We start from the raw sequence: 20,506 nt of genomic DNA on the forward strand, positions 1-20,506 counted from the left end.
TGACACGGTGGCCGTCCTCAGACACATCTCAGCCCCACGCGATAAGACTGTAGGCATGCGCATCCTTGTGGTCGACGACGATCGGGCGGTACGCGAGTCGCTGCGTCGGTCGCTGTCGTTCAACGGTTACACCGTCGACATCGCCGCCGACGGTCTCGAGGCACTGGAGAAGATCGTCGCCGAGCGGCCGGACGTGGCCATTCTCGACGTCATGATGCCGCGCTTGGACGGTCTGGAGGTGTGTCGCCGGTTGCGCTCGGCCGGTGATGACCTGCCCATCCTGGTGCTCACCGCCCGCGACACCGTGTCCGAACGGGTCTCGGGACTGGACGCCGGCGCCGACGACTATCTGCCCAAACCCTTCGCACTGGAGGAGCTGTTGGCGCGGCTGCGCGCGCTGCTGCGTCGGGCCAGTCCCGACGACGAGGCCGAGAGCGAGGCGCTGTCCTTCGCCGATCTGACCCTGGATCCGGTGACCCGCGACGTGTCGCGCGGTGAGCGCAGCATCAGTCTCACCCGTACCGAGTTCGCGTTGCTGGAAATGCTGATGGCCAATCCGCGTCGGGTGCTCTCCCGCAGTCGCATCCTCGAGGAGGTGTGGGGTTACGACTTCCCGACCTCCGGCAACGCCCTGGAGGTCTACGTCGGCTATCTGCGACGCAAGACCGAGGCCGACGGCGAACCCCGGCTCATTCACACGGTGCGCGGGGTGGGCTACGTGCTGCGGGAGACCCCGCCCTAGTGGTCACCGATACCCCGGAGTCGGCGCCGCAGTCGGGATCGGCGGCGGCGCGTCGACGGTCCGTCTTTCGTGTGCGTCGGCATGATCCGAAGGAGATGCGGGCGCCGATGCCGCTGACCCGTGCGGTGTCGTTGACGACCCGGGTGACCTTGCTGTCGGCGACTGTGGTGCTGGTGTCGGTCAGTCTGATGGCGGCCGCCGCCTACTTCGTCGTCTACCGGGCGATGTACAACGAGGTGGACTCGCAACTGGAGAGCCGTGCCGACGGCATGACCGCGCTGGCCAAGACGGGTCTGCTGAACGAACGACCCGAGTCGCTGGTCACCGGGACGGTCTTCTCCACGAACATCTCCCTGGCCCTGGTGCACCCGGACGGCAGTACCTATCTCATCGGCGATGTGCCCTTCGAGGACGTGGAACGCACCATCGCCCGCTCCACACCGCGGCCGGTCAACAACATGCAGAGTCTGCGAACGGTCGACAACCAGCGGGTCCTCGCCCGGAAACTGGCCGACGGCAACACTCTCGTGCTCGCGCAGAGCCTGTTGCACACCGACCGCGTACTCAAGCGTCTGGCGTGGGTGCTGCTCGTCGTCGGCGGTGGGGGAGTCGCACTGGCCGCGCTGGCCGGCACCACCGTCGCGCGCGCCGGTCTACGCCCGGTCGCCCGATTGACGCGGGCCGCGGAGCGGGTCGCGCGCACGCAGGACCTGACGCCGATCCCGGTGTCGGGCAACGACGAATTGGCGCGGCTGACCGAGAGTTTCAACACGATGCTGCGTGCCCTGGCCGACTCGCGCGATCGCCAGGCCCGGCTCGTGGCCGATGCCGGTCATGAGTTGCGGACACCGCTCACCTCGTTGCGCACCAATCTCGAGTTGCTGATCGCCGCCGGTGAGCCGGGTGCGCCCGCGATGCCGCCGCAGGACATGATCGAGTTGCGCTCGGATGTGATGGCGCAGATCGAGGAATTGTCGACGCTGGTCGGCGATCTCGTCGACCTCGCGCGCGAGGATGCGCCGGAGGTGGTGCACGAGGAGGTGGACCTCGTGGAGGTGATCACCCGATCGCTGGACCGGGTGCGTCGGCGACGAACCGATGTCGATTTCCACACCACGGTGACGCCGTGGTTCACCTTCGGTGAGGAGCACGGGCTCAATCGGGCGGTGCTCAATGTGCTGGACAACGCGGCCAAATGGAGCCCACGGGGGCGGCCGGTGCTGGTGACGCTGAGTCAGATCGATGCAGGCACTGCCGAACTCACGGTGGCCGACGCCGGACCCGGTATCCCGGAGGAGGATCGGGAGTTGGTGTTCGAACGGTTCTACCGATCGACGCAGTCGCGGTCGATGCCCGGCTCCGGTCTGGGCCTGGCGATCGTGCGACAAGTGGTGACGCGCAACGGTGGCACCGTCCGGGCCGAGCAGTCCGATCTGGGGGGAACGCTGATCCGGATGACGCTGCCGGGCAGTCCCAGCCCTGAGGAACCTTCGCCGCAGGTCGTTCGTCAATAGGATGTCGGCCGCTGCTGCGCAGGCCGACCCGCATTCGGCCATTAACCTGCCGCCTCGATCACTTAGGGTTGAGGACCAGGGTCGGCGCGAGTCGAGGCCTGCACATCGATCGGGACACCCGCCATGGTGGCGGGGTTCGGGAAAGCTGAGGACGAGGACATGACCAGTGGCGGTTCGCACGGCGATCCGTATGGCACCGGCAGCGGTTCGGGGCAGGGATCGCACGCTGCTGCGGGCCAGTATCGGGCGCCGGACTACGGCGCGGGCCCGAATACGTCGCCGTCGCCGTACGCGCCGCCCGCCCAGGACTTCGGCTACGGCCAACACGCCGCGGCCACCCCGCAGCCGAACCCCTATGAGCCGAACCCCTATGGTCAACCCCCATCCGGTCCGCCCCAGTACGGCCCGCCGACCACCGGACAGCTGCCCGCGCATGCGTATCCCGGTCCCGGCTACGGCGGTCCCTCGCCGGCCGGACCCGCTCCCCGTAAGAAGTCGGGCGGCAAGACGGGGCTGATCATCGGCGCCCTGATTCTTGCCCTGGTCGCCGGTGGGATCGGTGGTGTGGTCGGTGCCAACCTCGTCGACGCCGGTTCGTCGTCGTCGCTCAACGGCCCGCTCGGCGGGGATCCGAACAGCAGCGGTCAGGACGTGGTGCAGGCGCCGGCCGGTTCGGTTCAGGAAGTCGCGGCCAACGTGCTGCCGTCGGTGGTCTCGATCATCGTGCGCTCCGGCAACGCCGAGGGCGGCGGCTCCGGGGTCATTCTGTCCGAGGACGGCGTCATCATGACCAACAACCACGTGGTCTCCGAGGCCGGGGCAGCGACCGCGAGTCAGGTGCTGGTGATCTTCTCCGACGGTTCGCGCGCACCTGCCCGCGTTCTCGGTGCCGACCCCATCTCCGACATCGCGGTCATCAAGGTGGACAAGGGCGGTCTCAAGCCGATCACGGTGGGCACGTCCGACAACCTCGCCGTGGGTCAGGACGTGATCGCGATCGGTGCTCCGCTCGGACTGGAGGGCACTGTGACGACGGGCATCATCAGTGCGCTCAATCGACCGGTGTCGACCTCGCGCGAATCGGGTACCACATCGGTGATCGACGCGATCCAGACAGACGCGGCCATCAACCCGGGCAACTCCGGTGGCGCGCTGGTCAACGCCAAGGGGGCACTCATCGGCATCAACACCGCCATCGCCACCCTGGGGGCGTCCGCCGAACAGCAGGGCGGCAGTATCGGCCTGGGCTTCGCCATCCCCATAGACCAGGCCAAACGGGTCGCCGACGAGCTGACCGAGACGGGCCAGGCCACTCAGGCAGGCCTGGGTGTATCGGTGCGGGCCAATACCGAGGTCGACCAGCCCGGCGCCTATATCTCGGACGTGACCGCCGGTGGCCCGGCCGACAAGGCCGGAATTCCGCAGGGCGCGGTGGTGACCAAGGTCGACGACCGCACCATCTCCAGCGGAGACGCGCTGGTGGCTGCCGTGCGGTCCCACGCCCCCGGTGACACGGTCACCATCACCTACGTCATCAACGGGCAGACCAAGACGACCCAGGTCACCTTCGAGACCTTGCAGGTCGGCTGACGCCCGGAGCACGATTCTCCTGAACGGGAGCAGAAAGGCAGACAATGAGCGACACCGGATCCACCGCCATCGACCCCGACGACGTGGTGGCCGCCGACGCGGCCGCCCGTGAGTTCGTCGCCCGACATCGCGACGACGACATCCGGCCCGCCGAGAGCGGCGACGAGATCGGTCGTGCACTGGTCGTGGTCGTCGACGATCGGGCGGCACACGGAGAAGAACAGAGCCTGTTGGGCCCCCTGGTGGGTGAGTTGCTCGGCGAGGCCGGCTTCCACGTGGATGCCACTGTCGCCGTCTCGGGTGACGAGGTGGAGATCCGCAACGCGCTGAACACCGCGGTCATCGGTGGCGTGGATCTCGTCGTGTCCGTCGGCGGCGTAGGTGTCGGCGCGCGTGACGTCACACCGGAAGCCACTGAACCGTTGCTGGATCGCAGGCTGCGCGGGATCGAGGAGGCCGTACGCAGTTCCGGCCTGGCGGCGGGCTCCGCCGACGGTGGACTCTCCCGCGGGCTCGCCGGCATCTCCGGTCAGACCCTGGTGGTCAATCTGTCCAACACCCGCGCTGCGGTGCGCGACGGGATGGCGACTGTCGCCCCGCTCGCCAAGCATGTGATCGAGGAGATCAGCGAGTTCTGAGTCGCGCATCGATTCGCCCGTTGTCCGACCGATGAGCGCCGACGCGGATCATCCGCCGGAACCGCAGCAGAGCGGCGGTTCCGGCGCTGAGACGCGTGGTCGTACCGACTGGCGCGCTCGGCGCAGGATCGACGAAGTGTTCGGCTCGGACCTTCCGGACGTGACCGCCGACGAGTGTGAGCAAGGTCACAAAGGCGTAACGCGCGACTGGTATGAGGCGAACCGGCCGCCGCATTACGAATGAACAGGCGTCCTGCGACATGGCCGACCCAGCGTGTTTTCTCTCCGTTAACATTCACTCATCTAGCGATGGCGAATGTGAAGTTCAATATCGACAGTGTCCAACCTGAGACACGGCTGAACGTATCTGTTGCCCCGCTGGATATCGCTCCGATAACGTTCGCAACGACGAAGCGCGCGGTGCACTCGAGGGGGCACCGACGGGGAGTCCTGCGATCTGTCGCGAGTGGCAACGCAGCAGTGACCAGGGGTGTGCGGAAGGTGACTTCCAGCGAACCGAAACCGGCATGGGTTCGGTTGCGGGGCGGGGGTCCGCAGCCCACGAGGGTCGACCCGCGCGTACAGAGGTGTGCGCGTGGGGCAACAACCGAATCCTGTGAGAGGGAACGAATGAGCAAGTTCAGCAAGCTTGGGCTGCGTCGCGCGGCCGGCGCATGCGCAGTTGCCGCAGCGGCGGCTGTCGGCCTGGCCGGTATGGGGGCGGGCACTGCAGCAGCAGCTCCGCTGGCCAACGGATACAAGTCCGCCAGCGGTGTCGACGGTGAGACGCTCCAGACCTGGCGGAAGGCCGAGTCGCAGTACTCGGTCAAGCGGGTGGCCTACAACGGCGGCCTCGGCCGCACCGCGCTGCTCTCCGGTCTCTACCAGGCAAAGGCCTCCGAAGGTGTCTCCGGCAGCCTCGCCGTCTCGATCCTGGCCGGCTGCCAGATCGACGTCGCGGGCATCTCGCTCGACGGTGGCGCCGGTATCTCGCTCGGCGACTTCAGCAACCCGGTGCCCGGTATCTCACTCGACGGCGGCATCAGCATCCCGCTCGCACCGGGTCAGGCTGCGATCTACTCGGTGACCGACAAGGACATCCCGGAGGGCGGTACCTCCGCGATCCAGCTGTCCGACTACGAGATCAACTTCCCCAACTGCGGTGGCTATGCAACCGCGCGCACGGTGGTCAAGACCATCGCGGCCCAGGGCTACGAGATCGAGGACGACGGCGAAACGGTCACCGGTGAAGGCTCGCTCATCAAGTCCACCCTGTACGGCCAGCCCTTCTTTGTGAGCTGACGGCAGCAGATAACCAGCAACTCTGAGACTTATCTGCGACTGAGCAGATCTACTTTCCACGAAGGGGAATCATGAAGAAGATCATCTCGCGCCGCGTGGCCGCGGCTGCCGGCGCCGCCGGTGTCGCGGTGATGGGCCTGACCAGCCTCGGCGCCGGTGGCGCCGCGGCCGGCCCGCTACCGGGTGGCTACCTGACCAAGACGCTGGTCGACGGAACTCCGGTCTCCGTCCGGCTGTTCGATGAGGCCGTGAACGTGCAGCGCCCGCTCATCGCCTTCCCGACCACCCGTGAGGCATGGGTCACCGGCAAGGTCAAGGTGACCGTCGGCGGTGAGGCCGAGGGCGGCACCATCGCAGCCGGCTACATCGTCGGCTGCCAGGTCAACGTCGGCATCGGCGCCGACCTCGGTGGCGGCATCGGCTTCGACGCCGCGCCGAGCCCTGATGGTGGTGTCGATTCCGCGCCTCGCTGGGGCGGCAACTACGGCAACCCGGGTGGCGGTTCGAGCCTGGACCTCGGGCCGGGTGACGTCGCCTTCCTGCCGGTCATCACCGAGGAGAATGGCGACGGCGATGCTGTCAACGCGTTCACCTTCTCCGGCAACAGCGGTGGCGTGGCCTACAGCCAGGAAGCCCTGCCGCGCGTCGACTGCGGCGGCTTCGCCGAGGCCAAGGCCAAGATCACCGTCACGGTGAACACCGACGCGGTGAAGGGTGTTGTGACCCTGTACGGCCAGCCGTTCAGCCTGGGCTGATCGCATCGGAGCCTGCTACCGCGGGCGCCTGAACACACCACCGCAAGGGGCGGGATCGGAGTTCCGATCCCGCCCCTTCGGCGTCGCTGGTGCCGTGACCGGCGTGGATCAGCTCCCGAAGAACGGGAACGGGAAGAACGGCTGCGGCTGCTGACGGCGACGCGGCTGAGGGCTCGGCGTACGGCGAGTGGTGCGATTGTTGGTGCGGGTGTTCGGGCTCTGCTTCTGCGGCATTGCTGATGCAACCTCCGTGTCGTTTGATTCTCGTGGTGCCGGCGGATCTCTCCGTCGACTTCTGCGACGGTAAGAGGGCAACCTTGTCGTTGCCTGCCTGGCCCGCTGTCAATGGGCTGGGAGCCCGACTGAACGCCGATACGGATGCCCCTCAACGACTTCGGGCCGCGCTCGTGATGAGCGCGGCCCGAAGTCGTTGACGGTCAGCGGGAATGACGTCCCGGTGTGTCCGACGGCGGGTATTCGCCGGGGAATTGTCCTTGCTGCGGATAGCTTCCCGGGGGATAGGTGCCCTGCGGGTAACCGCTCGGGGGATAGGTCCCCTGGGGGTAACTGCCCGGCGGTGGATACGACCCCGGCGCGGGCTGCGGTGTGGGGTAGGGCGGGTTGGCGGCGGAACGGGTCTGAGCTTCCACGGCCGCGGGCGGGGGAGTGGTAAGGCGTTGCGTCGCACCCGATTCTGTGTGGTCAGACGGTGTGCCCGGCTCGCGCAGGTGATCGGGGAGGTCGCTTTGGGCTTCTTCCTTGGCCTTCGACGTGCCCTCCGGGTCGAGCAGATCACGGATCTCGGTGAGCAGCGAGACCTCGCTCACCTCAGCCTTCTTCCCGAAACCGCCGAGTTCGGAGAGTTTGTTGTACGGCACGATGATCAGGAAGTAGACGACCGCCGCGATGATCAGGAAGTTGATGATCGCGGTGATCAGGGCGCCGATGTCGACGAATGTCGACGGGTTGTCGGTGATCTGGAAGCCGAGCCCTTCTGCCGCGTCGGTGCCGATCGGAATCGCATTGATCAGCGGCTGGATGATCTGATCGGTGAATGCGGTGACGATGGCGGTGAACGCTGCACCGATGATGACCGCGGTGGCCAACTCGACGACATTGCCCTTGAGTATGAATTCCTTGAAGCCCTTGAGCACGGTGTGCGGTCCTCTCGCAATCAGTTGCCGCTCGGTTCCGGTATTCGCTTCTGTTGCAGGTCAACGCTGATGAGTACGCCAGACGCGCGCCGCGCTCGGCAAACCTATCCAGGATCGTAAACGACCTTTGCACTGTTTCGCCGGAAGCGCGCCGTTTTACCAGGTCAGTGCACGACGACCGTGAGCGGGCCGTCCAGGCCGGCCGCTGCGACGCGATGGGCATCGACCTCGGCCATGGCCAGCAACACGGGCCGGCGGGCTGCGCCCGACGGTGACAGCGCATTGTCGCGACCCGATCCGACCGTCAGCGCCACGATGGCTGCGCGAGCGAGTACCGCGCTTGGCGCAGACTCGCCGCCACGCACGGTCAGAATGTCCACGACGTCGCCTTCGCGCAGCAGTGACGCAACCGTGTCGTCGGCGAGCTGGACCGGGACGAGCCGTGCCTCCCGCCGTCCCGTCAGCTGCGCTGGCAGGTGCGAGGACAGGAGTCGGACATCGGTGAGGATCTCGCCGGTGCGCACACGGCCGACCAACGTGCGTCCCGTGGCATCGGCGGTCATGCGCAGGGCGCCAGTCGGGATCAGCCCGCCCGGTACGCTGACGACGGACAGATCGTCGGGAGCAACCGTCTGACCGGGTCGCAGATCGTGCGCGGCCACCACCACCGAACGCGACTCGTCGTTGCGATGGCCCACCACGGTGGTGACGACCGCGGCGAGGACAAGTGCTCCCGACACCACCCGGCGCACGACGATCGACCGGGCCCACCCTGGACGCGCGAGATGACGGACACGGTCGACGAGGCGTGGAGACAACTCACCGCGGAACAAGGCCGGCATACGGCGAACGTAGGCGCTGCGACCCGGCGTGACGGGCCCGCAGCGGATCTGTGGACACGTGGGTGGACCACTCACAACCCGCCACACACCGCGTCGTCGTCCGCTCAGTTGTCCACGTGCCGATTGGACCGCGCCGGAGGCATCGGGGAGAATGGACCAACGGTGCGCCGGGAAGTCTGGTCGGCCCCTGCCGTCGACTGGGCAGGGATGTACTGTACGCACGTCCGTCCTGCGGCCGATGACCAGGAGACTTGATGTCAACAGTTGACCGACAGCCGTCTGCCCGTGACCGTTTCCGTCGGTGGATCTCCCTCGACACCCCCAGCGGCGCACTGCTGCTGATCGCGGCCGTCCTCGCGGTGGTCTGGGCGAACTCGCCGTGGGAAGCGGCCTACCACTCCCTGGCCGGTTTCGAGTTCGGGCCCGAGGCTCTCCACCTGCATCTGTCGCTGGAGGAGTGGGCCGCGGACGGACTGCTCGCGATCTTCTTCTTCGTGGTCGGTGTGGAACTCAAGCAAGAGTTCGTGATGGGCAGCCTCCGGCAGCCGAAACAGGCCGGCGTGCCGATCGCGGCGGCCCTCGGCGGCATGGTCGTCCCCGCGCTGTTCTACGTGGTGATCGTCGGAATCGGCGACCCCGATGCACTGAACGGTTGGGCGATCCCCACCGCCACCGACATCGCCTTCGCGCTCGCGGTGCTCGCGATCTTCGGACGTGGTCTGCCGTTGGCTCTGCGTACCTTCTTGCTCACCCTGGCCGTTGTGGACGACCTGCTGGGCATCACGATCATCGCGACCTTCTACACCGAATCCATCGACTTCCTGATGCTGGTGATCGCACTGGCGCTGATCGTGGTGTTCGCCTTCCTCGTCCGGATGCGCAAGACGCACTGGTGGATGCTCATCCCGGTCGCCGTGGCCGCGTGGGGTTTCATGCACGCCTCCGGCGTGCACTCGACGGTCGCCGGTGTCCTGCTCGGCTTCGTGGTGCCGGCCAAGCTGATGTACGACGAGAAGGAATCGCGCACGCACCACTTCGACGACGCGGTCCGGCCGGTGTCCTCGGCGGTGGCGCTGCCGATCTTCGCCTTCCTGGCCGCGGGTGTCACCGTGGTGGGTACCGACGCCGAGCTGATCCAACCGGTGTCGATCGGGATCTTCCTCGGCCTCGTGGCGGGCAAGCTGATCGGTGCGATGAGCGTGACCGCGCTGATGACCCGGTTCACGCCGCTGCGCCTGCCCGACGCCATCGGCGTGCGGGACCTGCTGCCGGTCGGCTTCCTCACCGGAATCGGTTTCACCGTCGCGTTGCTGATCGACGAGTTGTCGTTCACGGACGCCGACGCGCATGCCGAGGCCTCCAAGACCGCGATCCTGGTGGGCTCGTTGGTCGCTGCGATCCTCGCCGCTCTCTGGCTGCGGTGGGATGCGCGTCAGGCCCGCGCCGCGGACATGAACCGCGACAACGTGCCGGACCGCAACATCGACGTCATCGGCGGCTGAGGCCCTCGGCCTCGTGCGGACGTAAGCCCCGCTTCGTCGCCGACAGAACCCGCTTTGTTGCCGACAGAACCCGCTTTGTTGCCGACAGAACCCGCTTTGTTGCCGACGGAACCCGCTTTGTCGCCGACTGAACCCACTTTGTCGCCGACGGAACCCGCTTTGTCGCCGACTGAACCCAGATCGCTGCCGACCGAACCCAGATTCCCGCCGACAACAGCGGTCTTCCACTGGTGAACCCCGGCGATTCCCGCCGTGTCAGCAACGACAGCGGCCACCTACCGGGCAGGTAGGTGGCCGCGTGAAACGTCGGTCGAGGACCGCTGGGCTCGCCGGTCAGGGAGCGTCGACGGCCTCCCGGGTCTTGCCGGTGACCGGATCGTAGTTCTCCCAGAAGGTCGCGCCCATGATGCCGAGCGCCTTCGGATCGAAGGTCGGGTCCTTGCCCAGCTTCTGCTGGCGCTCGTAATCGCGCAGCGCCTTGAAGGCGGGCTGTTGCAGGATGATGATGCCCACGATGTTGAGCCAGGCCATCAACCCGACACCGATGTCGCCGAGGGTCCAGGCCTCCGAGGCGGTGGACACGCATCCGATGACCACCGACACCAGGATCAGGGCCTGGAGCAGCAGGGTGAGGTTGGCGCCGAGCGTGCTGCGCAGCGGGCGGATCTCGATGGTGGCTGCCTTGCCCATCAGGAACCGGAGGTTGGTTTCGGCCATGTAGTAGTAGGCGATGATCGTGGTGATGCAGAAGAACAGCAGGGAGATCGCGACGAACGACGACCCGGCGCCACTCCAGAAGGAGTCGAACCCGGTCTGCACGAACGTCGGTCCCACCGCCACGTCGGCCGGCAGGATGCCGCCCTCGGCGATGACCGAGCCGTCCGCGGATTCACCCTCGAACACCCGGTAGGCGCCGGTGGACAGGATCAGGAATCCGGTGGCGGTGCAGACGAACAGGGTGTCGATGTAGACGGCGAACGCCTGGACCAGGCCCTGCTTGGCCGGGTGGGAGACCTCGGCGGCCGCGGCCGCGTGCGGTCCGGTGCCCTGACCGGCCTCGTTGGAGTAGATGCCGCGCTTGACCCCCCACATGATCGCCGATCCGACGATGGCGCCGAAGGCCGCGTCGGCGCCGAAGGCGCTGGAGAAGATCGTGCCGATCACGTTGGGCACCTCGGAGGCGTTCAGTGCCACGATGATGATGGCGAGCGCGATGTAGACGACGGCCATGAACGGCACGACGATCGAGGCGAAGGTGGCGATGCGCTTGACGCCGCCGATGATCACGAAGGACAGCACGATGACCGAGCCGACCGCCACGACCCATTCGGAGATGCCCCAGGCCTCGTTCATCGCCAGCGCCATCGAGTTCGACTGGACGCTGGGCAGCAGCAGGCCGCAGGCGAGGACGGTCACCGCGGCGAAGATCAGGCCGTAGACCTTGAACGCCCCGCTCGCGTTGGTGTGGGCCATCGCCCGGCTGAAGTAATAGGCCGGTCCGCCGCGGTACTCACCGGTGAGTCGGTCCTTGGTCTTGTAGATCTGGCCGAGGGTGCATTCGACAAAGGATGTGGACGCACCCAGGAAGGCGACCACCCACATCCAGAACAGGGCACCCGGACCGCCGAAGGCGATGGCCGTGGCGACGCCGGCGATATTGCCGGTACCCACTCGGCCGGCCAGTGAGATCGTCAGTGCCTGGAACGAGGAGACACCCGACGGCGACTTCTCACCGCGGAACATCAGCCGGACCATTTCGGGGATCTGGCGCACCTGCAGCAGTCGCGTACGTATCGAGAAGAAGACACCCGCGGCCAGGCACAGAAACACGAGTGCATTGCTCCAGATGTACCCATTGATGTCGCTCAGGAAGTCGCTCATCGGCGGAATCCGCCCTCTCGGAGTCAGATGGGTCCCAGGTCCCCGACGCCTGGATTGATGTGCGTAACACAATCGCATGTCCGCCCGCGAACCGCACGGCGAACGATGATCGTTGGCACTCGGAATGGTGGAGTGCCAAAATCGGTTACACTGTGCAACGATCACAAGTCTTCCGGAGGTTATCGGTGCCCACTTACTCGTATGCGTGCACGGAGTGCGACAACAAGTTCGACATCGTGCAGTCGTTCTCCGACGATGCACTCACCGAGTGCCCCCAGTGCACCGGCCGGCTCCGCAAGCTATTCAACTCGGTCGGCATCGTGTTCAAGGGCAGCGGCTTCTACCGCACCGATTCGCGGAAGTCGTCGTCGTCGAGCGAGTCGTCGTCCTCGGACTCCTCATCGGGTGGCTCCTCATCGGGTGGCTCGACGTCGGGTAGCTCGTCGTCGGATTCGTCGAGCAGCTCGTCGTCGAAATCCGACAGCACGTCGGCCACGGCGTCCGCCGCGTCCTGATCCGAACCCCGGCGGCCCCAACCCGGCTGCCCTGCGCGCGGACGTCGTTCAGCCCAGTTCGCGGAACCCGCCGTCGGGCGTCAACGCCCATCGCACCCGGACGTCGTGTGGTGCGGTGGGCAGTGAATCCACGAGTTCCTCGTCGTAGACCACCGCGACGATGTCGGCGGTCAGCCCGGTGAGGGTTCGGTCGTAGTAGCCGGCGCCCCGCCCGAGCCGATTGCCCGCCCTGTCCACCGCGTAGGCGGGGACGAAGATGATCGACGCCGCCTCGATGGCGTCGGCACCCAGGCGATGGCCGGTGGGCTCCAGCAACCCCCAGCGCCCCCGCGCCAGCGACTCGGCGCCGTCGTAGCGCACCCAGTCGAGTGCCGCGGGCTCGCCCGCGGGTACCGCCGGCACGATGACGGTTACGCCGCGGTCGGTCAACGCGTCGAGCAGGGCGGGCGATCCGGGCTCCGCGCCGAAGGGGACATACGCGGCGACGGTGACGTCGTACTCGAGCCGAAACGGTGCCGAGGACACCCATCCGGCGAGGTTGTCGGCCGCCGTCTTGCGTGCCGCGAACGGTCGCGCCACCCGCCGCTGCTCGAGTTCGGCACGTAATCGTCTCTTGGTGGACCGCACCCGACCGCCCTCTCCTCGTCGCATCTCGCCGTACGCCATCACACCCGGGAATTGACTGGCTTCACGGGAGGATCTTGCCAGCAATCAGCACTAGGGTGGTCGCATGAGCACCAGTGACGTGAGCCAGAATACCGACGTGTTCACCGAATACGAATCCGTGCCCAACACCCCGCCGATCCCGCGCACCGCGGTCGTTCCCGCTGCGGGTCTGGGTACGCGTTTTCTGCCGGCCACCAAGACGGTTCCCAAGGAACTGCTGCCGGTGGTGGACACCCCAGGCATCGAACTCGTTGCCGAGGAGGCGAAATCGGCGGGCGCCGAGCGGCTCCTGATCGTCACCTCGCCGGGCAAGGACGGCGTGGTCGCGCATTTCGTGGAAGACCTGGTGCTGGAGAACACCCTCGCCACCCGGGGGAAGGCGGCCATGCTGGCGAAGGTGCGCAAGGCGCCGTCGCTGCTCGAGGTGGCCTCGGTGGTCCAGGAGAAGCCGCTCGGACTCGGGCACGCGGTCGGTTGCGTCGAGCAGTATCTCGACGACGACGAGGACGCGATCGCGGTGCTGCTGCCCGATGACCTGGTGCTGCCCGGTGGAGTGCTCGAGGTGATGTCGCGCACCCGGCAGCGCCGTGGTGGCTCGGTGTTGTGTGCGATCGAGGTGCCCGAGGATCGCATCAGCGCCTACGGCGTCTTCGAGGTGGAGGAATTGCCCGACGCCAACAACCCGAACGTCAAGCGACTCAAGGGCATGGTCGAGAAGCCCGCCGCGAAGGATGCGCCGTCGAACCTGGCGGCGGCCGGGCGATACATCCTGGATCGCAAGATCTTCGACGCGTTGCGTCGCATCGAGCCGGGCGCGGGCGGTGAGTTGCAGCTGACCGACGCGATCGCGTTGCTGATCGCCGAGGGCGAGCCGGTTCACGTCGTGGTGCATCACGGTACGCGGCATGATCTGGGCAATCCCGGCGGATACCTGAAGGCGGCAGTCGACTTCGCGCTCGACCGCGACGACTACGGGCCCGACCTGCGCGAGTGGCTCGGTAAGCGCCTCGCCGAGGGCTGACCGGCGACCTGGCCAGCGCGCCTGCGACACCCGGCGGCCACCTCCGGCTAATGTCTGGTCAAGTCTGTCAGCCGAGATGGGGCGAGAGGTGAGATGCGTTCGGTCGAAGATCATCTGACCCGGGTGACCGCTGCCGCGGTGGCACCACGGCCGGTGCGTGTCGCGATCTCCGAGGCGCAGGGCCTGATGTGCGCCGAGGAGGTCGTCACCGAGCGGCCGATGCCGGGTTTCGACCATGCCGCGATCGACGGATACGCGGTGCGGGCGGTCGATGTGGACCTGGCCGGCACCATCGCGCCCGACGACGTCGAGGACTTCGACCCGGGTGGCGCCGAATTGGTGGACCTCGAACCCGGCGCGGAGATGATCGTGTCGTTGCCGGTGGTCGGTTCGGTGGAACCGGGTGCGCGAACACCCACGCGGTTGCAGCCGCGACAGGCGGTCCGCGTCGAGACCGGAGCGCCGATGCCCACGCTGGCCGACGCGGTGGTGCCGCTGAGGTGGACCGACGGTGGCGAGCAGAAGGTCAAGGTCGGCCACGCCGTGGAAAGCGGTGACTATGTGCGTCGAGTCGGCGACGACGTGCAGCCGGGCGATGTCGCGGTACGCGCGGGTTCCATCATCGGGCCCGCGCAGGTCGGCTTGCTCGCCGCGGTGGGGCAGGCCCGGGTGATGGTTCATCCGCGGCCGCGACTGTCGGTGATCTCGATCGGCAGCGAACTCGTCGACATAGACCGATCCCCGGGTCCGGGGCAGATCTACGACGTCAACAGCTATGCGTTGGCAGCTGCCGCACGTGACGCCGGTGCCGATGTCAACCGGGTGGGCATCGCCGAACGCGAGACCTCGCGGATGCGGGAAGTGGTTGAGGCGCAGCTCATCCGATCCGAGATCGTGGTGATCTGCGGGGCGGTCGGCGGGAGTGCATCGCGGGCCATCGCGGAGGCGCTGAGCGACCTCGGTGAGCTCGAGATCCTCCGTGTGGCCATGCATCCGGGCTCGGTCCAGGGATTCGGCCGGCTCGGCCGCGACGAGGTACCGACCTTCCTGCTGCCGGCGAACCCGGTCAGTGCATTGGTGACGTTCGAGGTGATGGTGCGACCGCTGATCCGGATCGCGTTGGGTAAGCGTCAGCCGATGCGCCGGGTCATCACCGCCCGCACCATCGGCCCGATCGCCTCCGTCCAGGGCCGCAAAGGCTATCTGCGCGGACAGCTGATGCGCGACGAACGCTCCGGCGAATACCTGGTGCAGGTGATCGGCGCCTCGCCGACGGGGAGTTCCCACCTGCTCGCCGAACTCGCCGAGGCGAACTGCCTGATCATCGTCGAACCCGACGTGGAGGAGCTGGCCACCGGCGACGAGGTCGAGGTGGCGTTCCTGGCGCAGCGGGGTTGACGCGGACATAAACTCACTCTCGTGTTGAGGTGGTTGTCGGGGGCGCAGATCAATCCTGGCTGGCCCGCGACACTGGGTCCCCTGCACACGCAGGCGGGTGCGGTGACGTTGCGCCCGGTCAGGATGCGCGACGCCAAGGCCTGGAGCACCCTGCGCATCCGCAACCAGAACACGCTGATGCCGTGGGAACCCACCGGGATCGGGTCGTGGGCCGAGCGCCACCAGCCGAGTGCCTGGCCGCCGCTGTACTCGGTGCTCCGGTCGGAGGCCAAACGCGGGACCGTGCTGCCCTTTGTCATCGAACTCGACGGCGTTTACATCGGTCAGCTCACCATCGGTAACGTGCAGCGCGGAGCAGTGCGCAGCGCCTGGATCGGCTATTGGATCGACGCGACACACGTGGGTCAGGGAATCGCCACCGCGGCAGTCGCACTCGGCGTGGACCACTGCTTCGGTCAGGTCGGCCTGCATCGGCTCGACGCCACCGTTCAGCCCGCCAATGTCGCCTCTCAGGCGGTGTTGACCAAGGTCGGGTTCCGCCGCGAGGGACTTCTCGAACGGTATATGGACGTCAACAAGCGGTGGCGTGATCACATCCTGTTCGCGCTCACCGTCGAAGAGGTCACCGGCAGTGCCGCAGCGACGCTGGTCCGCGCGGGCCGCGCCTCCTTCGACTGACACCACCCGATCCGGCGGTGCTGAGAACGCCCTGTGAATCCGTGAAAGTGAGCGGGCCTCGGCGCGTCTGCGCTGGGTCGACCGCCCGCGCACCTAGATTGTGAGGTGGCCTCGTGTAACCAGAGTGAAAGAAGGGAGAGTCGCATGCCGAACTCAGTCTTGTGGGTCTGCCTCGTGGCCGTATGGCTTTTCGTACTGGTTCCGATGGTCATCAAGGGCCGCCCGCAGATGCGGAAGTCCACGGTGGCAGCCAAGGAGACGCGTCTGCTGCACCGAGGTGGTACGCGTGCCCGGGGCACTCGGCGGCGTTCCGCCGGCTCCCACCCGCACGATCCGTCCTGGACGTCGCGGCGCGCGAAGTCCGGTGCCGACTCGGCCACCGCAGTTCTCGACGACGAGGACGACCGCGACGCCGAGGGCGTCGAGGGCGACGCCGAGAACGTCACGGACGCCATCGATTCGGACGCCGCCACCGATGACAACGCGACGCCGATGCGGCGCGCCATGGATGCCGAGGCCGCGGCGCCGACGGCCGACGACGATGAGATCGACATCGACGCCGACACCGCAACCGCGCATGAGACGAGCGCCGACGACGACGAGGAGATCACCCTCGATGGCGAGTTCGTCGACGCCGACCGCGACGCGGTCGACGAGGAACTCGAGGACGTCGAGGACGCGGAGATCGCGTCGGCGGAGGAGATGGCCGCCGAGGAAGCCGCAGCACAGTCTGCCGACGGCGTCGACGACAATCACGGCCACGGCCACCACGACTCCGCGTTCGTGGTCGACGACGACGTCGAAGACGCCTACGACGACGCCTACGACGACGACGATGACAACCTCGACGACGAGTACGACGCCGAGGAGGAGTACGACGCCGAGGAGGAGTACGACACCGACGAGTACGACACCGACGACGAGTACGAGGACGTGTACGACGACCTCGACGAGGACATCGAGCAGGTGTCGGAGGCGCCCGCGGCGGGGACTGGGTCTGGTCGTCGGAAGGCCGACCGGCCCGACCCGTCACGGCGACGAAGTGTCTACTCGCCGGACGCCCGCCAGTCCGAACTTCGCTACCGGGAACGCCAACGCGTCCTGATCGGGTTGCTCGCACTCCTCGTGATCGCCGGGGCGGTCGGCTTCTTCGTCGGGCTACCAGGCTGGATCGCCACCGGTGTCGTCGGCGTGATGCTGGTGGCGTATCTCGGCTACCTGCGACGTACTGTCGCGATGGAACAGAAGATCCGGGCTCAGCGCGCGGCGCGGGCGCGTCGGTCCGAACGCGACCAAGCCCAGCGTCGGCGTCGGGCCGACGCCGCGGCGAGATTCGAGTCCGCTCCACCGCCGCCGCGTTTGCGGCGACCGGGCGGTGCGACCGTGCTCGAGATCGACGACGAGGACCCGGTGTTCGATCACCTGCCGCCGTTCCAGCGTCGGCGTCTCATGCGAGAGGACGACGGTCTCAGGAGGGTCGCCGGCTGACCGCCGCGGGGTGATCGGCAATCCACCGCCGGCCCCGCCGAGTGGCCTGCGACAGCGCGAGCCGTTCACCGATGTAGGTCACCGGCGCCCCGACCACCGGGATGTAGGCGAGCATGCGCAACGGCAACAGGGGTTGTGGCCGGCGATCGAACTCGTCGGACAATCCACGCATGATCTTGGCGATGTCCCAGATCGCGCCGATCAAGGTGGTGCCCTCGCGCTGGTCGGGTTCGAGGTCCTCGGCGTCGCCGTCGACAACCGCCGCCGGCACATCTCGGCCGCACAACACCGACGCCAGCAACTGCACCTGATGTCCACGATCGGTCACGCCGTATTCCCGGGCGATCGCAACCAGCACGATGGCCTGATTGGCGAATCCGAGTAGTGAGGCCAACGGGAGTCGACGGGTCCAGCCGCCGAATACACCGGGGTACGCGACGGCCACGGTGTTGATCGTCCCGATCCGGCTGATCCACCAATCCGCGCGGCTGTTCATCGACCGCTGAGTCCAGCCCAGCGTGCCGGGCCAGTCGGTGACGTCGAGGCCCTGGGCGAGCAGATGCAGGACCCGCTGGAGCCGCGAATCGGTGTGCTCATCCTCGTGGAAGGTGTGCCTCTTGAGTCCCAGCGGATCGCGCTGGGCCAACGCCTCGAGGACCGGGTTGATGCCGGCCACGGCCCGATCGAGCACCGCTGCGACCTGTTCATCGGACATCTTCGCCATGCCGCGAGATTATCCCGGTCGGGTTCCGGCAAACCTCTCGTCGCGTTGCGCAGCGGTTTGGGTTCATCGGGGTGTGGGCTGCTAGAGTGGCCAACGGCCGGTCACGCGACCGCCCGGGGCTATGGCGCAGTTGGTAGCGCGACTCGTTCGCATCGAGTAGGTCAGGGGTTCGATTCCCCTTAGCTCCACGCCGACAACCCGTCTCGATCGATGATCGGGGCGGGTTCTGTCATCGGAGAATCATCCCGCACACGTATCCCGCACATCCGCCCTGGGTACGCGCGACGTCGAACCCGACGTATATTCTCGGATGTGTTGGGTGAACAGCGTGCTCCGAGCGGGGAGTGATCCTGGATGTCAGACGGTCGGGGCGATCACGCCGATCGGGGTGATGAACAGGCCGGCCGTCGAGCGGCGCATGTGCTTGCGGCCATGCCGCAACCGGTGATCCTCGTCGGGGCGGACGGGCGCGTGGCGATGGCGAACCCCGCCGCGCTCCATGTGTTGAATCTACGGTCCGCATCAGTGCCGGGAATTCCGCTGGAGGACGTCGGCATCGACTTCGCCGCCACCGAATCCTCGCCGATCGCCGTGTGTGCGCGGACCGGCGAGGCATTCGACGATCAGGTCGCGACGATCGTCGCGTCGCAGGGCCGGCGATGGCTGTCGTGCAATGGTCGCCCCATTGCCGACGACGGCGCGGCCGCGGTGGTGGTCACCATCACCGACATCACCGAACGTCACCGGGAAACCGCGCGACTCGAGTGGGACGCGAACCGCTTCGAATGGCAGGCGTTTCACGACGACCTGACCGATCTGTTGAACCGGGCGGGCACCCTCACCGCCATCGGTGAGCACCTGCAGAAGCTGTCCGCACCCGAGGACTGTGTGGCGGTGCACTACGTGGACCTCGACGGTTTCGGCATGATCAATGACGGGCTGGGTCGGGCGGTCGGTGACGACATCCTCACCACGATCGGCGGCAGGTTGCGCGATGCGCTGGGCCACACCGCCGCCGTCGGTCGGCTCGGTGGCGACGACTTCGTGGTGGTGGAGCTGATCCGCGACGACCTGCGCGATCGGCTCGACCATCAGGCGGCTCGCATTCGTGACGCGATCGACCAGCCGATAGCTCTCGACGGCCGCACCGAACGGGTCTCCGCCTCCATCGGGGTGGCCGTCGCGCGCCACGGTGCGGATCATCCTGCGCCGCTGGACTTGTTGCGCGATGCGGAGATCGCCCTGTATGAGGCCCGGACGAACACGACGGTCCGGCCGTATGCGTGGTTTCGTCCGCACTACCGGTCGGATCGACTGCGCCGGCAACGCATCGAGTACGAATTGCGGAACTCGGTGAAATCTGACCCCGGCCAGCTGTACTTCGACTATCACCCGGTGGTGGATGTCGGACGTGGCCACGAGCGGGTCGCGCTGGAGGCGCTGATGCGTTGGCGGCATCCGAAGTTGGGGCAGGTGTCGCCTGGCGAGTTCATCACCATCGCCCGGCGTAGCGACTTGATCGAGCAATTGGGGGCACACCTTGTGGACACCACGATGCGTGAGTTCGTCGACAACCAGGCGACGACGGACGGGCTGGTGCTGAGCCTGAACTTCACGCGCCGTGAACTGGCGGACCGTCACTTCGTGCCCCGTCTGCAATTGGCGCTCGGTGACTCCGGATTGGTGCCCAGCCGCTTGTGTGTGGAGATATCCGAGCGTGACCTCGCGGCCGGTGACGCCAAGGGCATCAAGGCGACGATGACGTCGATTCGCGACCTCGGGTGCGAGATAGCGGTCGACGACTTTGGCACGGGCGGAATGGGTTTGAGTGACCTCTACCAAATGCCTATCACCACGGTCAAGACGGCCAAGGCGTTTGTCGACGAGATGGAGGACGGTGCGGCCGACGAGGCCGACCGCGCCGAACTGATGGTGACGGGCATCGCAAGCGCTGCGCACGCGCTCGGCATCACAGTCGTCGCCGAAGGTGTGGAGACGTCTCGGCAGGCCGCGGCGATCGAGCGGGCCGGATGCGACTTCGCCCAAGGCTTCTTCTATGCCTTCCCGCAGCGCCTCGTCGATATCGACTGAGGCGA

At 67.1% G+C, this 20,506-nt stretch carries 21 protein-coding genes and 1 tRNA gene; 15 read left to right on the top strand and 7 right to left on the bottom strand.

Going from position 1 to position 20,506, the window contains the following annotated elements:
• Positions 1-55 precede the first annotated feature (55 nt).
• From NWF22_RS17775 to NWF22_RS17805, 7 genes are all read left to right on the top strand, one after another.
• Positions 56-742: a response regulator transcription factor gene (locus tag NWF22_RS17775; RefSeq protein WP_160903028.1), complete on the top strand. Its 687-nt coding sequence runs from the start codon at positions 56-58 to the stop codon at positions 740-742.
• 95 nt (positions 743-837) lie between these two features.
• On the top strand, positions 838-2,256 hold the full coding sequence (locus NWF22_RS17780; RefSeq protein WP_160903368.1) for a HAMP domain-containing sensor histidine kinase: 1,419 nt from the start codon (positions 838-840) through the stop codon (positions 2,254-2,256).
• 159 nt (positions 2,257-2,415) lie between these two features.
• Complete coding sequence (locus tag NWF22_RS17785) at positions 2,416-3,846, top strand: S1C family serine protease (protein WP_160903029.1); 1,431 nt, start codon at positions 2,416-2,418, stop codon at positions 3,844-3,846.
• 44 nt (positions 3,847-3,890) lie between these two features.
• A complete protein-coding gene (locus NWF22_RS17790) occupies positions 3,891-4,484 on the top strand; it encodes a MogA/MoaB family molybdenum cofactor biosynthesis protein (RefSeq protein ID WP_160903030.1) in 594 nt (197 codons plus the stop codon).
• 31 nt (positions 4,485-4,515) lie between these two features.
• Entirely contained in the window at positions 4,516-4,728 is a 213-nt protein-coding gene (locus NWF22_RS17795; protein ID WP_202398762.1) for a hypothetical protein, read from the top strand.
• Positions 4,729-5,114: 386 nt separating this feature from the next.
• Positions 5,115-5,786, top strand: coding sequence for an MspA family porin (locus NWF22_RS17800; RefSeq protein ID WP_160903031.1), 672 nt, complete (start codon positions 5,115-5,117; stop codon positions 5,784-5,786).
• A gap of 71 nt (positions 5,787-5,857) precedes the next feature.
• Positions 5,858-6,541: an MspA family porin gene (locus tag NWF22_RS17805; RefSeq protein ID WP_160903032.1), complete on the top strand. Its 684-nt coding sequence runs from the start codon at positions 5,858-5,860 to the stop codon at positions 6,539-6,541.
• A 108-nt stretch (positions 6,542-6,649) separates the two neighbouring features.
• Here the strand turns inward: NWF22_RS17805 and NWF22_RS17810 are convergent, their stop codons facing one another.
• The 3 genes from NWF22_RS17810 to NWF22_RS17820 all read right to left on the bottom strand — a co-directional run bounded on the left by NWF22_RS17810 (position 6,650) and on the right by NWF22_RS17820 (position 8,537).
• Positions 6,650-6,775 (bottom strand): hypothetical protein, encoded by a 126-nt coding sequence (locus tag NWF22_RS17810; RefSeq protein WP_258321196.1) that lies wholly within the window; start codon positions 6,773-6,775, stop codon positions 6,650-6,652.
• A gap of 203 nt (positions 6,776-6,978) precedes the next feature.
• Positions 6,979-7,695, bottom strand: coding sequence for a large-conductance mechanosensitive channel protein MscL (gene mscL / locus NWF22_RS17815; protein WP_160903033.1), 717 nt, complete (start codon positions 7,693-7,695; stop codon positions 6,979-6,981).
• A 164-nt stretch (positions 7,696-7,859) separates the two neighbouring features.
• On the bottom strand, positions 7,860-8,537 hold the full coding sequence (locus tag NWF22_RS17820) for an SAF domain-containing protein (RefSeq protein ID WP_160903034.1): 678 nt from the start codon (positions 8,535-8,537) through the stop codon (positions 7,860-7,862).
• A gap of 254 nt (positions 8,538-8,791) precedes the next feature.
• Here NWF22_RS17820 and nhaA point away from each other — a divergent pair, with 254 nt between their 5' ends.
• Positions 8,792-10,039: a Na+/H+ antiporter NhaA gene (nhaA, locus tag NWF22_RS17825; protein WP_160903035.1), complete on the top strand. Its 1,248-nt coding sequence runs from the start codon at positions 8,792-8,794 to the stop codon at positions 10,037-10,039.
• A 333-nt stretch (positions 10,040-10,372) separates the two neighbouring features.
• Here nhaA and NWF22_RS17830 read toward each other — a convergent pair whose 3' ends face one another.
• Complete coding sequence (locus NWF22_RS17830) at positions 10,373-11,920, bottom strand: alanine/glycine:cation symporter family protein (protein WP_160903036.1); 1,548 nt, start codon at positions 11,918-11,920, stop codon at positions 10,373-10,375.
• A gap of 185 nt (positions 11,921-12,105) precedes the next feature.
• Between NWF22_RS17830 and NWF22_RS17835 the strand changes: the two genes are divergently transcribed.
• Entirely contained in the window at positions 12,106-12,435 is a 330-nt protein-coding gene (locus tag NWF22_RS17835; RefSeq protein WP_160903037.1) for an FmdB family zinc ribbon protein, read from the top strand.
• Between the two features lie 48 nt (positions 12,436-12,483).
• Here NWF22_RS17835 and NWF22_RS17840 read toward each other — a convergent pair whose 3' ends face one another.
• On the bottom strand, positions 12,484-13,062 hold the full coding sequence (locus tag NWF22_RS17840; RefSeq protein ID WP_258321197.1) for a 5-formyltetrahydrofolate cyclo-ligase: 579 nt from the start codon (positions 13,060-13,062) through the stop codon (positions 12,484-12,486).
• A gap of 103 nt (positions 13,063-13,165) precedes the next feature.
• Here NWF22_RS17840 and NWF22_RS17845 point away from each other — a divergent pair, with 103 nt between their 5' ends.
• The 4 genes from NWF22_RS17845 (at position 13,166) to sepX (ending at position 17,686) form a co-directional block, all read left to right on the top strand.
• Positions 13,166-14,122, top strand: coding sequence for a UTP--glucose-1-phosphate uridylyltransferase (locus NWF22_RS17845; RefSeq protein ID WP_160903038.1), 957 nt, complete (start codon positions 13,166-13,168; stop codon positions 14,120-14,122).
• A 93-nt stretch (positions 14,123-14,215) separates the two neighbouring features.
• A complete protein-coding gene (glp, locus tag NWF22_RS17850) occupies positions 14,216-15,520 on the top strand; it encodes a molybdotransferase-like divisome protein Glp (protein ID WP_160903039.1) in 1,305 nt (434 codons plus the stop codon).
• A 21-nt stretch (positions 15,521-15,541) separates the two neighbouring features.
• On the top strand, positions 15,542-16,198 hold the full coding sequence (locus tag NWF22_RS17855; RefSeq protein WP_160903040.1) for a GNAT family N-acetyltransferase: 657 nt from the start codon (positions 15,542-15,544) through the stop codon (positions 16,196-16,198).
• Positions 16,199-16,342: 144 nt separating this feature from the next.
• Complete coding sequence (sepX, locus tag NWF22_RS17860; RefSeq protein ID WP_160903041.1) at positions 16,343-17,686, top strand: divisome protein SepX/GlpR; 1,344 nt, start codon at positions 16,343-16,345, stop codon at positions 17,684-17,686.
• On the opposite strand, the gene NWF22_RS17865 is transcribed toward sepX, so the two are convergent.
• On the bottom strand, positions 17,667-18,410 hold the full coding sequence (locus tag NWF22_RS17865) for a hypothetical protein (RefSeq protein WP_160903042.1): 744 nt from the start codon (positions 18,408-18,410) through the stop codon (positions 17,667-17,669). The genes sepX and NWF22_RS17865 overlap by 20 nt on opposite strands.
• Before the next feature lie 115 nt (positions 18,411-18,525).
• On the opposite strand from NWF22_RS17865, the gene NWF22_RS17870 reads away from it, so the two are divergent.
• Positions 18,526-18,598 (top strand) — tRNA-Ala (locus tag NWF22_RS17870).
• Between the two features lie 169 nt (positions 18,599-18,767).
• Here NWF22_RS17870 and NWF22_RS17875 read toward each other — a convergent pair.
• Positions 18,768-18,911 carry a hypothetical protein gene (locus NWF22_RS17875; protein WP_233751503.1) on the bottom strand — a complete coding sequence of 48 codons (144 nt, stop codon included), beginning with the start codon at positions 18,909-18,911 and terminating at the stop codon, positions 18,768-18,770.
• Between NWF22_RS17875 and NWF22_RS17880 the strand changes: the two genes are divergently transcribed.
• Positions 18,888-20,501 carry a sensor domain-containing protein gene (locus tag NWF22_RS17880; protein ID WP_233751307.1) on the top strand — a complete coding sequence of 538 codons (1,614 nt, stop codon included), beginning with the start codon at positions 18,888-18,890 and terminating at the stop codon, positions 20,499-20,501. The genes NWF22_RS17875 and NWF22_RS17880 overlap by 24 nt on opposite strands.
• Positions 20,502-20,506: the final 5 nt, after the last annotated feature.

It is taken from the genome of Gordonia mangrovi (assembly GCF_024734075.1).
In the GTDB taxonomy this organism is placed as follows: domain Bacteria; phylum Actinomycetota; class Actinomycetes; order Mycobacteriales; family Mycobacteriaceae; genus Gordonia; species Gordonia mangrovi.

Coding starts and splice junctions, on each gene's coding strand:
- nhaA (WP_160903035.1), top strand. CDS start 8,792: ATGTCAACAGTTGACCGACAGCCGTCTGCCCGTGACCGTTTCCGTCGG.
- NWF22_RS17865 (WP_160903042.1), bottom strand. CDS start 18,410: ATGGCGAAGATGTCCGATGAACAGGTCGCAGCGGTGCTCGATCGGGCC.
- NWF22_RS17805 (WP_160903032.1), top strand. CDS start 5,858: ATGAAGAAGATCATCTCGCGCCGCGTGGCCGCGGCTGCCGGCGCCGCC.
- glp (WP_160903039.1), top strand. CDS start 14,216: ATGCGTTCGGTCGAAGATCATCTGACCCGGGTGACCGCTGCCGCGGTG.
- NWF22_RS17810 (WP_258321196.1), bottom strand. CDS start 6,775: ATGCCGCAGAAGCAGAGCCCGAACACCCGCACCAACAATCGCACCACT.
- sepX (WP_160903041.1), top strand. CDS start 16,343: ATGCCGAACTCAGTCTTGTGGGTCTGCCTCGTGGCCGTATGGCTTTTC.
- NWF22_RS17790 (WP_160903030.1), top strand. CDS start 3,891: ATGAGCGACACCGGATCCACCGCCATCGACCCCGACGACGTGGTGGCC.
- NWF22_RS17780 (WP_160903368.1), top strand. CDS start 838: ATGCGGGCGCCGATGCCGCTGACCCGTGCGGTGTCGTTGACGACCCGG.
- NWF22_RS17775 (WP_160903028.1), top strand. CDS start 56: ATGCGCATCCTTGTGGTCGACGACGATCGGGCGGTACGCGAGTCGCTG.
- NWF22_RS17880 (WP_233751307.1), top strand. CDS start 18,888: ATGGCGAACCCCGCCGCGCTCCATGTGTTGAATCTACGGTCCGCATCA.
- NWF22_RS17800 (WP_160903031.1), top strand. CDS start 5,115: ATGAGCAAGTTCAGCAAGCTTGGGCTGCGTCGCGCGGCCGGCGCATGC.
- NWF22_RS17785 (WP_160903029.1), top strand. CDS start 2,416: ATGACCAGTGGCGGTTCGCACGGCGATCCGTATGGCACCGGCAGCGGT.
- NWF22_RS17820 (WP_160903034.1), bottom strand. CDS start 8,537: ATGCCGGCCTTGTTCCGCGGTGAGTTGTCTCCACGCCTCGTCGACCGT.
- NWF22_RS17795 (WP_202398762.1), top strand. CDS start 4,516: ATGAGCGCCGACGCGGATCATCCGCCGGAACCGCAGCAGAGCGGCGGT.
- NWF22_RS17875 (WP_233751503.1), bottom strand. CDS start 18,911: ATGGAGCGCGGCGGGGTTCGCCATCGCCACGCGCCCGTCCGCCCCGAC.
- NWF22_RS17830 (WP_160903036.1), bottom strand. CDS start 11,920: ATGAGCGACTTCCTGAGCGACATCAATGGGTACATCTGGAGCAATGCA.
- NWF22_RS17845 (WP_160903038.1), top strand. CDS start 13,166: ATGAGCACCAGTGACGTGAGCCAGAATACCGACGTGTTCACCGAATAC.